The sequence below is a fragment of the Flavobacterium sp. MEB061 genome (assembly GCF_000834715.1).
GTDB lineage: Bacteria > Bacteroidota > Bacteroidia > Flavobacteriales > Flavobacteriaceae > Flavobacterium > Flavobacterium pectinovorum.
The window spans coordinates 17,010-31,957 of record NZ_JXQR01000016.1 but is presented as its reverse complement, the minus strand read 5'-3'; the positions used below and the strand labels follow the sequence as shown (position 1 = coordinate 31,957).

12 protein-coding genes are annotated in these 14,948 nt (G+C 33.2%); 9 read left to right on the top strand and 3 right to left on the bottom strand.

The window, feature by feature from the left end; translation table 11 throughout:
* Positions 1-59: 59 nt before the first annotated feature.
* On the bottom strand, positions 60-1,478 hold the full coding sequence (locus RT99_RS10120) for a rhodanese-like domain-containing protein (protein WP_042564635.1): 1,419 nt from the start codon (positions 1,476-1,478) through the stop codon (positions 60-62).
* A gap of 209 nt (positions 1,479-1,687) precedes the next feature.
* On the opposite strand from RT99_RS10120, the gene RT99_RS10115 reads away from it, so the two are divergent.
* From RT99_RS10115 to RT99_RS10100, 4 genes are all read left to right on the top strand, one after another.
* Entirely contained in the window at positions 1,688-2,278 is a 591-nt protein-coding gene (locus tag RT99_RS10115) for an HD family hydrolase (RefSeq protein ID WP_042564634.1), read from the top strand.
* Between the two features lie 187 nt (positions 2,279-2,465).
* Positions 2,466-3,812, top strand: coding sequence for a cytochrome ubiquinol oxidase subunit I (locus RT99_RS10110; protein ID WP_042564633.1), 1,347 nt, complete (start codon positions 2,466-2,468; stop codon positions 3,810-3,812).
* A gap of 2 nt (positions 3,813-3,814) precedes the next feature.
* The gene (gene cydB, locus RT99_RS10105) at positions 3,815-4,891 is read left to right on the top strand and encodes a cytochrome d ubiquinol oxidase subunit II (protein WP_042564632.1); all 1,077 of its coding nucleotides are present in this window, start codon (positions 3,815-3,817) and stop codon (positions 4,889-4,891) included.
* Positions 4,892-4,959: 68 nt separating this feature from the next.
* Positions 4,960-6,237 (top strand): hypothetical protein, encoded by a 1,278-nt coding sequence (locus RT99_RS10100; protein WP_042564631.1) that lies wholly within the window; start codon positions 4,960-4,962, stop codon positions 6,235-6,237.
* A 223-nt stretch (positions 6,238-6,460) separates the two neighbouring features.
* Here RT99_RS10100 and RT99_RS10095 read toward each other — a convergent pair whose 3' ends face one another.
* Positions 6,461-7,246: a sulfite exporter TauE/SafE family protein gene (locus tag RT99_RS10095; protein ID WP_042564630.1), complete on the bottom strand. Its 786-nt coding sequence runs from the start codon at positions 7,244-7,246 to the stop codon at positions 6,461-6,463.
* A 212-nt stretch (positions 7,247-7,458) separates the two neighbouring features.
* Positions 7,459-8,100: a Crp/Fnr family transcriptional regulator gene (locus RT99_RS10090; RefSeq protein WP_042564693.1), complete on the bottom strand. Its 642-nt coding sequence runs from the start codon at positions 8,098-8,100 to the stop codon at positions 7,459-7,461.
* A gap of 467 nt (positions 8,101-8,567) precedes the next feature.
* On the opposite strand from RT99_RS10090, the gene RT99_RS10085 reads away from it, so the two are divergent.
* The 5 genes from RT99_RS10085 to RT99_RS10065 all read left to right on the top strand — a co-directional run bounded on the left by RT99_RS10085 (position 8,568) and on the right by RT99_RS10065 (position 14,945).
* Complete coding sequence (locus tag RT99_RS10085) at positions 8,568-8,879, top strand: rhodanese-like domain-containing protein (RefSeq protein ID WP_042564629.1); 312 nt, start codon at positions 8,568-8,570, stop codon at positions 8,877-8,879.
* Positions 8,880-8,958: 79 nt separating this feature from the next.
* Entirely contained in the window at positions 8,959-10,539 is a 1,581-nt protein-coding gene (locus RT99_RS10080) for an NADP-dependent glyceraldehyde-3-phosphate dehydrogenase (RefSeq protein ID WP_042564628.1), read from the top strand.
* A 308-nt stretch (positions 10,540-10,847) separates the two neighbouring features.
* Positions 10,848-12,707, top strand: a complete 1,860-nt coding sequence (locus RT99_RS10075) for a M1 family metallopeptidase (RefSeq protein ID WP_042564627.1) — start codon at positions 10,848-10,850, stop codon at positions 12,705-12,707.
* A 183-nt stretch (positions 12,708-12,890) separates the two neighbouring features.
* Positions 12,891-13,508, top strand: a complete 618-nt coding sequence (locus RT99_RS10070) for a hypothetical protein (RefSeq protein WP_042564626.1) — start codon at positions 12,891-12,893, stop codon at positions 13,506-13,508.
* A gap of 159 nt (positions 13,509-13,667) precedes the next feature.
* On the top strand, positions 13,668-14,945 hold the full coding sequence (locus RT99_RS10065; protein WP_207384886.1) for an alpha/beta hydrolase-fold protein: 1,278 nt from the start codon (positions 13,668-13,670) through the stop codon (positions 14,943-14,945).
* Positions 14,946-14,948 lie beyond the last annotated feature (3 nt).

Below are 14,948 nucleotides of genomic sequence, written 5' to 3'. Positions count from 1 at the left end.
TTCAATACTTTTAAGATACAGTAACTTAATAAACTTAATATCTTAATGGTAAATAAAAATTATGCTTTCAACACCTTGCTCTGACAAACAAAATCAGATTTTGGAATATTTGTTTTTGCAATGGCTCCAAAACCTCCGTCAATTTCGGTAAAATTTCTGAAACCGCGAGCTTGCAAAATCGAAGCCGCAATCATACTGCGATATCCTCCTGCGCAATGCAAATAAAAATGCTCATTTGGGTTAATGTCTTTTACCCAGTCATTTATGTAAGCAAGTGGTTTACTGTAAGCATCTTCTATGTGTTCCGCTTCGTATTCAGTTTCTTTACGAACATCAATAATTTTATCTTCTTTAATATTGAATTTATCAGCAAATTGCTCAGCCGAAATTCGGTTCACCGTATCCACTTCAAAACCTGCTTTTTGCCAAGCCTCAAAACCACCTTCAAGATGTCCAATAATTGTATCAAAACCTACACGGCTTAAACGTGTTACGGTTTCTTCTTCAAGACCATTTTCGGTAACTAATATAATAGGTTGTTTTACATCAGCAACTAAAGTTCCAACCCACGGTGCAAAATCACCATTGATTCCTATATTAATAGATTGCGGAATAAATCCTTTGTAGAAATCAGCACTTTTTCGGGTATCTAAAATCAATGCTCCGGTTTCTTCGGCAACAGCTTCAAATTCTGTTGCTTTAATGGCTTTCATCCCGTTATGCAAAACTGTTTCAAAGCTTTCGTAACCGCCTTTGTTCATGGCCACGTTCATACTGAAATAGGCTGGCGGAGGTAATAATCCGTCTGTAACTTCTTTAATAAATTCTGCTTCGGTCATATTGGCACGCAAAGCATAATTTGTCGCTTTTTGATTTCCAATTGTCGAAACCGTTTCTTTACTCATATTTTTTCCACAAGCGCTTCCGGCACCATGCGCAGGATAAACGATTACGTCATCTGCCAGCGTCATAATTTTATCTCTAAGTGAATGAAATAAAATCCCGGCTAATTCATCCTGAGTCATTCCAGCAGCTTTTTGAGCCAAATCGGGACGGCCAACATCACCAATAAATAAAGTGTCTCCAGAGAAAATAGCGTGATCTTTTCCGTTTTCATCTATCAATAAATATGTGGTGCTTTCCATAGTATGCCCGGGAGTATGCAACGCTTTAATCGTCACATTTCCAAGTTTGAATTCCTGTCCGTCTTTTGCAGAAATGCAGTCAAATTCGCAAGCCGCATTTGGCCCGTAAACAATTGGTGCCTGAGTTTCTTTGCTTAGATCGATATGACCTGAAACGAAATCAGCGTGAAAATGCGTTTCAAAAATATATTTCAATTTTACCTGATCGCGCTCTAAACGATCCAAATAAGGCTGGATTTCTCTAAGTGGGTCGATAATAGCTGCTTCTCCGTTTGAGGTAATATAATATGCACCTTGTGCTAAACATCCGGTGTAGATTTGTTCTATTTTCATGATATGTGTTGTAAAAATAAGGGAATACAAAGGTAACTTAGTTTTTACTTAAAATGAGTGACTAATGTTACACAAATTTGATTTTTGTGTAAAAATTTGAGGATTTTATCATAGAAGTAAATTAAGTAATAATTCTACATAATTGAACTTAACATCATTTATATAGTAGAAAAAAAATCTACGTAATTTTACAGCCTAACAAAATCATTATGAAGACAGAAGATTTATTGAATCAAATTGCTTTTATAAAAGAAATTGATAAAGTAAAATATATTCAGCGAAAAACGAAATTGTTCAATAGCGACCGAAATGAAAATGATGCAGAACACAGTTGGCATTTGGCATTAATGACGATTGTTCTGGCTGAACATTCAAATGAACCAATTGATGTTTTGAAAGTAGTAAAAATGGTTTTGATTCATGATATTGTCGAAATTGATTCCGGTGATGTTTTTATATACGATTCTGAAAAAAATCATTGTAATACAGATGAGGAACGATTGGCGGCAAATCGCATTTTTGGTTTATTGCCCAAAAAACAAGCTGAAGAATTAATTGCAGTTTGGGAAGAATTTGAAGCTGGTGAAACCAATGAGGCCAAATTTGCAAAAGCAATGGACAGATTAGAACCATTATTGCAAAACACCTCAAACAACGGAGGAACCTGGAAAGAGTTTGATGTAAAATACGATAAGGTTTACGAAAAAAAGAGTGTGATAAAAGATGGTTCCGAAATTGTATGGAATTACGCTGAAAGTTTAATAAATGAAAGCGTAGCAAAAGGAATTTTGAAAAAATGATTAAACATAGCCCGCGGTTTCAACCGTGGGAAACGTATGATGATTTTGCATGAGTTCCCGCGGTTGAAACTGCGGGCTATGTTTTGTTGAAAAGTTTAACAAATATCAGGGTATAAAGTTTTTTTTAAGGCAGGAATTTCGGGTTTTAATGGGTAAATTTGTGGGACTTCATAAACAAATACCACTCATGGAAGAAATGCTTTTTTATGACCGAATGCAATTTGCCTTCACCATTACCTTTCACTATCTTTTTCCGCAACTTACAATGGGTCTTTCGCTGATCATTGTTTATTTTAAATGGAAATACCTCAAAACCAAAAACGAACAATACAATCATGCCACGCATTTCTGGATGAAAATTTTCGCCCTGAATTTTGCAATGGGCGTTGTGACCGGAATTCCGATGGAGTTTCAGTTTGGAACCAATTGGGCTAAATTCTCTGAATTAACAGGCGGAATTATTGGTCAGACTTTGGCGATGGAAGGCATGTTTTCCTTCTTTTTAGAATCCTCATTTCTTGGAATATTTTTATTTGGAGAAAAACTTCTCGGACATAAATGGCATTTTGTCACCGGGTTATTAATTATGATTGGTTCCTGGGCGAGCGGTTATCTGATTATTGCCACACATTCGTGGATGCAGAATCCGGTTGGTTATGAAATCCTTGAAAACGGGAAATTTGTCCTTACGAATTTCAAAGCCTTGTTTCTCAATCCGTGGTTGTGGCCTTCATATTTACACAATCAGGCGGCTTCTTTGGTAACGAGCTCATTTGTCGTAGCCGGAATTGGTGCTTTTTATATTTTGAGTCAGAAGAACGTTTCTTTTGGAAGATTATTTCTTAAAACAGGAGTAATTTTCGGATTGATTTCTAGTGTTATTGTCGCTGTTCCAACGGGAGATTTACTGGCTAAAAACGTTGTGAAATACCAACCCGTAACTTTTGCCGCGATGGAAGGAATTTTTCATACCGAGAAAAAAGGTTCAGAAATTGTTTTAATTGGTCAGCCCGATGTAAAAGACAAAAAACTAGACAATAAAATCGCAGTTCCAAATATTTTGAGTTTCCTGACTTACGGAAACTGGGATCAGGAAATCAAAGGTTTAGACCAGTTTGAAGAAGATTTACATCCAACAAATATTTCAGGATTGTATTATGCATATCATATTATGGTTGGGCTCGGAACTATTTTTATTGGATTAATGGTTTTAGCACTTTTTCAATTAGTTAGAGGAAAATTATACCAAACTAAATGGATTTTATGGTCACTCATGTTTATGATGCCGTTTCCGTATATCGCCAATACAACAGGTTGGTACACAGCAGAATTAGGAAGACAGCCCTGGCTTGTTTATAATTTGCTGCGAACTGCAGAAGGTGCATCGCCAACCGTTTCATCAGGAAATACTTTATTTACCTTATTAGGCTTTATCGGTTTGTATCTTTTACTCGGTATGCTGTTTTTGCTTTTAATTGGAAAAATTATCAATAAAGGTCCGCATCATGTGGAACTTTCAACAGAAAAAATATAAGTATGGAATTTTTTTGGTACGTAGTTTTAATGGGAATTCTGGCCGTTTACATTGTACTGGACGGTTATGATTTTGGAGCAGGAATAATACATTTATTTTTTGCTAAAACAGAAAAAGATAAAAAAGCAATCACAAATTCCATTGGTCCGTTTTGGGATGCCAATGAAGTTTGGTTGATCGCTGCCGGGGGAGTTTTATTTTTTGCTTTCCCAACTTTATATGCTTCTTCTTTCAGCGGATTTTATTTGCCTTTGATCATGATTTTATGGCTTTTAATTTTTCGTGCCATAGGATTAGAAATGCGCGGACAGGTGCATCACCCAATGTGGGAAGCAATTTGGGATAAAGCCTTCGGAATTGCGAGTTTGCTTTTAGCACTGTTCTTCGGAATTGCTTTAGGAAATATCGTTCGCGGCGTCAATCTGGGAATGGTGCAAAACGGAGTTTCAACACAGGAACCCCATTTTTTCTTTTTGCCTTTATGGAATCCAACTTTTAGTCCGCAGGCAAATGAGCTGGGAATTATAGATTGGTTTACACTTTTTCTGGGAATCGTAAGCGTTGTCGCTTTAATGATTCACGGTGCCAACTGGATTATTTTTAAAACCAATTCAGACTTGAATCCGCAACTTAAAAATATGGTTTTCAAACTGAATATTGGTTTATTGGTTTTGGTTTGCATTTCGCTGCAAATCTGGCATTTTATCGAGCCTGAACCGTTTCATAATTTTATTGAAACACCAATTCTTTGGTTTTTCCCTGTAATGGCTTTTGTTGGTATTTTAGGATTATTCAAAGTACGTTCCTTCAAAAAAGATGGCCACGGATTTATATTCTCGTCTTTATTTCTTGTCGGCGGATTTGCTTCAACAGCTGTTTCAATTTTCCCAAATGTTTTGCCTTCAACAAATAAAGTAAATCCATCTCTTACGATTTATAATACTGCAGCCGGAGAATACGGTTTAAATGCAGGATTAAGCTGGTTTTTTATCGCTTTGTTTTTGGTGATTATTTATTTTATTATTCAATATCGCGTTTTTAGTGGGAAGATGGATGATATTGGGTATGGGGAGCATTAGATTGTTTTTTATTCGCCACGAATTGCACGAATTAAATAATTAATAATTATAGCGTAAATATTGGTATAATGAATTTATTGAAAAAAGTAAAACATAAAAAACTAATTATTGAAAACGATTATGATTTAGATGAAATTGTTAGAAAATATGGTAAGACAGGAGATGAAATAGAGGAATATATTAGTGGAGAAGTAAATCACGAAAAAACGCAAATAATAAGAAAATTTACTTGTGTTGAGAATTTAGGAACACAAGAAACTACGAAAGCTGAATATGAAGCTAATATTAATGATTCAAGATATAATATTTATAGTTTTGGGTCTGAAATTAGTTATGCTTTTACTGATTTTGAAAGTAGTGAAATATCAAAAGAAGAATATTTTGCACAAGATAAATTTAGTGAATTTCACTATTTTACAGAATTGAATTATAAAGATTTTTTAGATGACTTTGATTTACAGGCATTTGATTATTTTTTTGAAAATGTTCTAGTAAAATGGTGTTACGAGTCATTCTCTTCAATTGAAAAAATAATTGCAGATAGTTCTAAAATTAAGGGAAAAATGATTTTAGATGCTGTTTTCAAGAAAATCATTAAATCAAATAATTTTCTTGAAAATTTTAGGTTAGAATCTAAAACAAATAATATTCAAAGAGAGATTTGTTCATATTTGATAAGCTACAATAATATTTTATTAACGAATATAAAAAATAGATTTAAACTAATATTTCCGAGTGTAATAAAAAATATCCCTAATGAAGTTAAGAAAGCAAGAGAAAAGAAAGTTTTAGAAGATATTCTTTTTGCATGTGGAAAAATGCAGGATAATAAAATTTTTAATGATAGTCAAGATGAAAATGCTAGAACAAAACAAGTCTTGGATATCTTATCTAAACATTATAAAACATCAGATCAATCACAAATAGGAAATTCGTCCACTGGAAAAAAAGCAGGCTCATTAGATGGAATTATTGGAGACAAAAAGCTTAATGAATATTATATAGAAGCACTAAATTTAAGTTACATTGATAAAAAATATATAACTAGTCACATAAATAAGCTTGAAAAAAATTATGACAATAAAGGTCTATTAGTAAAGTTTGTTCTTGTCTATTGTAATGTTGATGATGGTAAGTTTTTCGAATTTACAGTTAATTATAAAAACTTTCTCAACATTGATCTTGTTTATAATTATCAACTCATAGGAGAAAGTGAAGAAGTTTTAAATGATCTAAAATATACAAATCAAAAAATTTTTAAAACTTGTCACATGAGAGAAAATCACAAAGTATATTTATATCATGTTTTACTTAAGTTTCCAAAAGACAAACTTACAATTGTTTAAAATTATGAAATGTTGAAACCTCAATTTACACAAGTCTGCGTTAGGGATAGGAGCGGTATCTTTTTTTTTGGCTTTTTCTGCCAAAAAAAAGATATAGCAAATAGCCCGGCCGAAGGAAACGCCCAAAAAATACAAATCCGCTTATTCCCTGAAATAAACGGATTTTTTTAGTTTCATCTTTGTCAAAATTTAAAACTTTGACAAAGATTACTCTACAAGTGAACTAAAATAAAACCTCTTTTGTGATAATATAAAATCCCATAACGAGAACAAACCAGCCAAAAATAGGTTTCAGTTTTGTTCCGTCGATTTTTTTAGAAAGCTGACTTCCTAATAACATTCCGATAAGTGCCATTGCCGAAACACCTAATAAAAAAGGATAATTTATGGGGGTTCCGATGTATAAATCTCCTGCGAAGCCTATCGAAGAATTGATTGAAATAATTAATAATGAAGTTCCAACGGCCTGTTTCATGGGTAATTTCGCGAAGAAGAGAAGGGCAGGAATAATCAAAAATCCTCCGCCGGCACCCAGAAACCCGGTTATGATTCCAACAATAAAACCTATAAAACTAAGTTGAAAGTAATTCGTTTCTGCGCCTTTTATTTCGGGTTGGTTTTTTCGAATCATAGAAATTGCTGCCGTAATCATCAATACCGAAAAGATGATCATAATCAGAAAATCTTTGGAAACAGAATAAGAAGCAATTGAAAAAAGGGTAGAAGCAATCTGCGGAAAAATAACTTCACGAATAATCAGAATAGAAATCACAGAAGGAATCGCAAAATACAAAGCCGATTTTAGTTTGAGGTTTCCCATTTTGTAATGGCTGTAACTCCCAAACATTGCGGTTAATCCAACAATAAATAAAGAATAAGAAGTGGCTTGCTCGGGATTTACTTTAAACAAATAAACCAAAATCGGAATAGTTAATATAGATCCGCCACCACCAATTAAGCCAAGCGAAATCCCGATAATGATTGAAGCAAAATAGCCTAAATATTCCATTGCATTTGTTTTTATGCAAAGGTGCTTCGTTAATTAGAAATGTACAGTAACATTTATCACACAAGTAAATCTCTGGATAAAAATATTTTTTTACCATTAAGATATTAAGATAATTAAGCTGTACTTCTTTTATCTTAATCTTCAATAAAGAAAATTAAGCAGTTAGTCTTAATTTTCCTTAATCTCTTAATGGTTAGAAAAAAAACTTAGTGTTAATTCGTGAAATTCGTGTTTAATAATTCAATTTGGTTGCGGTTAAGTTTGACCAGACCTCGTTGTTCCATTTTTTTGAGTAATCTGGATACGACTTCGCGTGAAGTATTTAATTCGGTTGCGATTTCCTGATGCGATAATTTTACTTCAGAACAGCCACAGGCATCAGAATGTCTTTTTAGATAAAATTCTAAACGCTCGTCCATAGAACGGAAAGCAATATTATCAACAACTTCTAAGACTTCTTCAAAACGGCTTCGATAAGTTTCAATTACAAATTCATACCATGTTCTGTGTTCCATCATCCATTTGTCCATCATTTGCAGCGGAATCATCATGACCGAAACATCTTCGACAACTTTTGCCATAATCTGACTTTTTTCGCTTTTGGCAGTGCAAATCATAGAAATTGCACACGCTTGTCCCGGTTGTAAATAATACATTAAAAATTCTCCTCCATCTTCACCTTCCCGATAAATTTTGATTTTTCCTTTGGTAATCAAAACTGTGTTTTTAATGTATTGTCCGGTACGCATTAAAATGGTTCCTGCTTCAAAATCCTGTGCGCTTCCATTTTCTTCAATAGTAGAAATAAGTTCGCTGGAGAAATTGGGAAATATGTTTTGTAATGAATTTTGCATGTATCTGGTTTGTTTTTTTGCCACGAATTCACGAATTAATAAGTGAAAATTAGTGCGATTCGTGGCGAACAATTTTAATCATTTTAATTTTTTAATCTGTGGCAAAAAAACTTCATCACTAATTTATTCGTGAAAAATAGAGCAATTGCTTCGCCTGTTCGCTATCGCTCGGGTCGTGGTGAACTTTTTTTATCAAATTAAGATTAAAGAACATAATATTATACAAAGATAGCAGATTGAAACGTTATTAATTGTCAGAAAACTATTTTTAAGATGTATTTTAGGTAAATGCAAAAAACCTATTTTCCATCGATTTTATAGACTATATTTTTAAAAATAGTAAGTAAATTTGTATTTCACTGATTATTATACTTTCTCTAAAACGTTTTCTGAGAATAATAATCGAAATCGCATTTGGTACGTTTTTAATTAATAGAAACGTCGTAATTTTACAAAAAACACATATTATGAATTTATCACAAGAAGATTGGGTTAATCAGCTTGCTGCTGACGAGAATGCAGTTATACTGGACGTAAGAACTGAAGACGAATTTAATGACGGTTATATCGAAAATGCCGTAAATATTGATATCAATAAAGGTCAGGGATTTATTTATGAAATCGAAGAACTTGACAAAAATAAAAATTATTATGTGTATTGCCGTTCTGGGGCAAGAAGTGCCAAAGCATGTCAGGTAATGAATGAGTTAGGTATACAAAATGCCTATAACCTGCTTGGCGGAATCCTGGATTGGGAAGGCGAAACTATAAACCCATAAAAGTGAAGAAGAGGCATAAAAGGCCTCTTTTTTCTTTTGAAATTGCTATTAATAACCAAACTATAAAAATTACCAGATTATGAGTTTTATACCCGAAGAATATCAGATTAAAACACTAATAAATCAAGACACTTATCTTGTAAATGGAGAATTGAAACAATGGACAGGACAAACAACTCCTGTTTTTTCGACGATTTCTTCTACAGAAAAATACTCGCCAACATTATTAGGATCAATCCCGTTTATGGGAGAAAAAGAAGCGGCAGAAGTTGTGGAGGCTGCCAATGGTGCATACCATAAAGGTCAGGGCTTATGGCCAACGATGAAAGTGGCAGACCGAATTAAATGCATGGAGAATTTCGTAAGACAAATGAAGGATACCCGCGAAGAAGTGGTGAAACTTTTGATGTGGGAAATTGGAAAAAATCTTGGCGATTCGCAAAAAGAATTTGACAGAACGGTAGAATATATTCAGGATACGATTGATAGTTATAAAGAACTAAACGGACGTAGTTCTCATTTTGAAAAAGTACAAGGTGTAAATGCCATGATTCGTCGCGGACCTTTGGGTGTTGTTTTATGCCTTGGACCTTACAATTACCCGCTTAACGAAACTTTTTCGTTATTGATTCCGGCTTTGATTATGGGAAATACTGTAATTTTTAAACCGGCAAAACATGGTGTTTTATGTATTTCGCCATTATTGCATGCTTTTAGAAGCAGTTTTCCAAAAGGTGTAATCAATATTGTTTATGGCAGAGGCCGTGAAATTGCTTCTCCAATCATGAAATCAGGAAAAATTGATGTTTTGGCATTAATCGGGAACAGTAAATCAGCGATTGCTTTGCAGGATCAACACCCTAATAAAAACAGATTACGTTTGATTTTAGGTTTAGAAGCCAAAAACCCGGCGATCGTTTTACCGGATGCCGATTTGGATTTGGCAATTCAGGAATGTATTGCAGGTTCTTTATCTTTTAACGGACAGCGTTGTACGGCTCTAAAGGTATTATACGTTCACGAATCTATTGCAGAAGAATTCAACAGACGTTTTTCTGAAAAAGTTGACGCATTAGTATTTGGAAATCCTTGGGATAAAAACGCTTCGTTGACTCCGCTTCCTGAAACAGATAAACCAGCCTATATTCAGGGATTAATTGATGATGCAACTTCTAAAGGAGCAAAAATCCTGAATGAAAAAGGTGGAAAACATACCGAAAATTATATTTTTCCGGCAGTTTTATTTCCGGTAAATAAAGAAATGAGAGTTTATCACGAAGAACAATTTGGACCTGTAGTGCCAATTATCTCATTTAAACATATTGACGAACCTCTGGATGATATGGCCGAATCAAATTACGGACAACAAGTAAGTTTGTTCGGAAAAGATATTAAAACTTTGGCTCCACTTATTGATTCTTTAGTGAATTTAGTGTGCAGAGTAAACCTGAACAGTTCTTGCCAAAGAGGCCCGGATGCTTTCCCTTTCACAGGTCGTAAAGATTCTGCCGTAGGAACCTTAAGTATCCCGGATGCATTGCGTTCATTCTCAATTCGTACGTTTGTAGCTTCAAAAGATATCGCTTACAATAATGAAATTTTGCAGGAATTGTTAAACAGCAAGGAATCAAACTTCATTAATACCGATTATATTTTGTAGTGATAAAGGTTATATATTAAATTGTAGATGCCGTCTTTTTCTTTTGAATTAGGCGGTTTTTTTGTTTGCCACGAAGGCACAAGGACGCAAATTTTTTTTGTTTTGAGCTAAATTTTAATCTCGCAAAGTCGCGAAGACGCAAAGTTTTTTTAATTTGTGTCTTTAAAAAAGAATCTTTGCGTCCTTGTACCTTCGTGGCAAATTAACCCTAAACTTAAAAATATCTTTAAGTAATTGTAACATTCAGCAGAAAAACGCAACTAATAGTAACAGCAACTAATAAATAAACAAAATTCCCAAAACCACGTATGGAAAAATTTATACTAATTGTCTTTTTGTTTTTGGCACAAAATAATTTTGCGCAGGAACTTTATATGCCGCGAAATATCAAAGAAGCTTACGCAAAAGGGACTCGCTCGATGGACGGAAAACCTGGAAAAAATTACTGGCAAAACCACGGAAAATACGATATCGCATTAACGGTAAATGCTGACACAAAAATTATCAGCGGTACTGAAACTATTGTCTATACAAACAATAGCAGCGATACTTTAAAAAACTTACCAATTCGTTTTGTAAACAACCTTCATAAACCTTCTTCGCCAAGAAGCGGTGATGTTAGTAATGATTTTTTAAGCGACGGATTGACTATTACATCTTTAAAAATTGAAGGAGAAGTTTATAAAGAAGATGCCAGAAGCTGGGGAACGGTTGGAAATGTAAAAATGAAAAAACCATTGCCTCCACATTCTAAAATAACAATTAATATCGATTGGCATTATCCATTGTCTAAAGAGAGTGGAAGAGAAGGACAAATAGATAATACTACTTTTTTTGCCGCTTACAGTTACCCGCGTGTGACTGTTTTTGACGATTACAATAGATGGGACAGATTGCCACACACGGATCGTCAGGAGTTTTACAATGATTTTAATGATTATACCTATTCTGTAAAAGCACCTAAAAACTATGTAGTTTACGGAACCGGAGATTTATTAAATCCAGATGAGGTTTTACAGCCTGAATTTGCAGCGCGTTTGAAAAAATCATACGTAACAGATGAAATTTTGCATATTGCAAACGAACAGGAAATGAAAAGTGGCGCAGTAACAAAGCAAAACGAATGGAATGTTTGGAAATTTGAAGCAAAACATATCTCAGATGTTTGTTTTGGTTTAAGCGATCATTATTTATGGGATGCGAGCAGCGTTGTTGTAGACAAAAAAATAAATCGTCGTGCGAGCGTTCAGGCGGCGTATGATATTAAAGGAACTGATTTTGTAAATTCAATCAAAAATAATCAATATGCTCTGGACTGGTTTTCAAATAACTGGCCGGGAATTCCGTATCCGTTTTCTAAAATGACCGCTTTTCAGGGTTTTGCAGATATGGAATATCCAATGATGTGTAATGATTCGCAGATGAATGATCCGGTTTTTGCGCAATTGGTTCAGGATCACGAAGTAGCACATACTTATTTTCCTTTTTACATGGGAATCAATGAAACACGTTATGCTTTTATGGATGAAGGATGGGCAACTACTTTTGAATATTTAATAGGAATTGCAGAACATGGTAAAGAAGCTGCCGATAAATTTTATAAAGAATTTAGAGTAGAAGGTTACATAAATGATGTTTCAACAGAAGAAGATCAGCCGATAATTTCAATGTCATCTCAACTTTCAGGTCCAGGTTATGGAAACAATTCATACGGAAAAGCTTCTCTTTCCTATATTGCATTAAAAGATTTGCTTGGAGATGATTTGTTCAAAAAATCGCTTCACGCATACATGGATAACTGGAACGGAAAACATCCAATTCCGTGGGATTATTTTAATTCGATGAACACCGCTTCAGGAAGAAATTTGAATTGGTTTTTTAATAACTGGTTTTTTACCAATAATTACATAGACCTTTCCGTTAAAAAAGTCGAAAAAAATATTGTAGCTATAGAAAACGTGGGAGGTTTTGCTATTCCATTTGACGTAAATGTCATTTACACAGACGATTCAAAAGAAACTTTGCATCAAACTCCTGCAATTTGGCAAAACAATCAAAAAACAACTTCAGTTACCTTAAAAAATAAAAAACAAATTAAGCAGATAACACTTGATGGAGGTATTTTTATGGATGCCACGCCAAACAACAATATATTTTTAGTAAGATAAATCATCTGTTTTAGCAATAAAAAATCCTCTTTCTTATTTTAAGAAAGAGGATTTTGTGTTTTAATTCGTTGATATATAATTATTTGCGTGTTATTGCTTTGTGCTTTATAAAAAAATACGTAAAAGCGTAAAATAGTTACGAATTTAACAATTATGTTTGCAAAAAAATAAAGCCATTTTTAAATGAGAAAAAAATACTTTACTGTTATTATTTTATTATTTGCAATTAAAAGCTTTGCTCAGATGGATGCAAAGGCTAAATTTCAAAAAAATAAATACGAATTAGCTGTTTCCTGTTACAAAAAATTAGACTTTATAAATGCATTGGATCTATTTTCTGTGGCATCAAAAATTAAACCTGAAAATGAATTGGGTCAGGAATCAATTAAAAAAGTAGATACTTTAAAATGTCTCCTGAGAAAAAATATGATGCAAAAAGCTTTGGGTATCTGGAAGCTGACTGGAGATAAACCAATGTGGGCTGTAAAAACAACAAAAGACTCTCAAAATATGTTAGTTGATGAATTTGTTGAAATATCAGAAAACAAGATTTTGTTCTACGAGCAGGACAAAAAAACCTTAGTAAAAAAAATAATAAAAACAGAGAACTTAGTTTATTACAACAAAGACAAATCAGATTCATTATTTTCGGCCGTTATTTTGTCTGATGGTACAATTTGGAATTGCACTGTCGATGATAAATCACATGCATTACACGTAATAAACATTGCCAAACAAACGGAAAACGGTGTTGAAAAAATTGAAAGTGAAAATTTAGAACGTTATTATTTGAAAATGTAATTACTGATAAAAAGAGTTTTTCTAATTAAAATACTTATAAAAGCCGCAAAGAAATAAAACTCTTTGCGGCTTTATTTTTCTCAGAATTGGTGACTCAACAATCAATTTTTATAGTTTTTGTTTTATATTTATTGTCTAACTACTAACGCAAAAACAAAGATGAAACAAATTAATTTTCGAGGTAATTTTTCAGGTTTTTTAAACTTCAATATGATTCTTTTATGTTGTGTTTTATTGTTTGGAAATTATTCAAACGCTCAAAATAAAAACCAGATTACTATAGGAACAATTGATAGTATTTCTTCGAAAGTTTTAAATGAACAAAGAAAAATTTGGATTCATCTTCCCAGAAGTGTTCAATATAAAGGATTTTCTATCCAAAAATATCCGGTCGTTTATTTATTAGACGGAGATGCCCATTTTAGCTCTGTTGTTGGAATGATAGAGGAATTAAGCGAAATAAACGGAAACACAATATGTCCGGAAATGATTGTTGTAGGTATTCCAAATACAAACAGAACCAGAGATTTAACCCCAACACATTCTGATATCGATTTGCCTTTTGTGAATAAAGATTTAAGCGAGCAATCTGGCGGAGGAGAAAAATTCACAGAATTTTTGGAGAAAGAATTAATCCCTTATATCGATTCAAAATATCCAACAGCGCCCTATAAAACACTAATTGGACATTCTTTTGGCGGATTAACCGTTATGAATGTTCTTACCAATCATACCAATTTATTCAATTCTTATGTTGCCATCGATCCTAGTATGTGGTGGGATAAGCAAAAGTTTTTAAAAGAAACCACAAAAACATTAGCAACTAAAAATTTGGCAAATGTTTCTCTGTTTTTGGGAGTTGCCAATACAATGGAAAACAATATGGATCTTCTAAAAGTTCGAAAAGATACTTCGGTAATTACAAAACATATTCGATCTGCATTAGATTTAAACGATTTTTTAAGTCAGAATAAAAAAAGCAATTTACAATATCAATACAAATATTATAAAGACGATAATCATGGTTCGATTCCCTTAATTGCAACTTATGATGCACTTCGTTTCCTTTTTGCTTTTAATCAATTAAAGCTTTCAATTGGAGAGCAAATGAATTTTAATAAAGCGGTTTTTGCTAAAATTGAAAAACATTATGAAAATGTATCCAAACATCTTGGTTATAAAGTAAATATCCCAGAACAGGTCGTAAATGTATATGGTTATCAGGCTCTTTCAAAAAAGGATAGTGATTTGGCAGGTTATTTATTTAAACTAAATGTAACAAATTATCCAGAAAGTCCGAACGTATTTGATTCACTCGGGGATTTTTATGAAGCAAACGGAGATAAAAAAAATGCTATTGCCAATTATCAAAAAGCATTGACTTTAGATAAAGATTTTCCGGAAACAAGACCGAAATTAGAGAAACTCTTAAAATAATTA

What these genes read in the sequence shown, in the direction of transcription:
- RT99_RS10100 (WP_042564631.1), top strand. Translation starts at nt 4,960, where the DNA reads ATGAATTTATTGAAAAAAGTAAAACATAAAAAACTAATTATTGAAAAC.
- RT99_RS10075 (WP_042564627.1), top strand. Translation starts at nt 10,848, where the DNA reads ATGGAAAAATTTATACTAATTGTCTTTTTGTTTTTGGCACAAAATAAT.
- RT99_RS10085 (WP_042564629.1), top strand. Translation starts at nt 8,568, where the DNA reads ATGAATTTATCACAAGAAGATTGGGTTAATCAGCTTGCTGCTGACGAG.
- cydB (WP_042564632.1), top strand. Translation starts at nt 3,815, where the DNA reads ATGGAATTTTTTTGGTACGTAGTTTTAATGGGAATTCTGGCCGTTTAC.
- RT99_RS10110 (WP_042564633.1), top strand. Translation starts at nt 2,466, where the DNA reads ATGGAAGAAATGCTTTTTTATGACCGAATGCAATTTGCCTTCACCATT.
- RT99_RS10115 (WP_042564634.1), top strand. Translation starts at nt 1,688, where the DNA reads ATGAAGACAGAAGATTTATTGAATCAAATTGCTTTTATAAAAGAAATT.
- RT99_RS10120 (WP_042564635.1), bottom strand. Translation starts at nt 1,478, where the DNA reads ATGAAAATAGAACAAATCTACACCGGATGTTTAGCACAAGGTGCATAT.
- RT99_RS10090 (WP_042564693.1), bottom strand. Translation starts at nt 8,100, where the DNA reads ATGCAAAATTCATTACAAAACATATTTCCCAATTTCTCCAGCGAACTT.
- RT99_RS10080 (WP_042564628.1), top strand. Translation starts at nt 8,959, where the DNA reads ATGAGTTTTATACCCGAAGAATATCAGATTAAAACACTAATAAATCAA.
- RT99_RS10095 (WP_042564630.1), bottom strand. Translation starts at nt 7,246, where the DNA reads ATGGAATATTTAGGCTATTTTGCTTCAATCATTATCGGGATTTCGCTT.
- RT99_RS10070 (WP_042564626.1), top strand. Translation starts at nt 12,891, where the DNA reads ATGAGAAAAAAATACTTTACTGTTATTATTTTATTATTTGCAATTAAA.
- RT99_RS10065 (WP_207384886.1), top strand. Translation starts at nt 13,668, where the DNA reads ATGAAACAAATTAATTTTCGAGGTAATTTTTCAGGTTTTTTAAACTTC.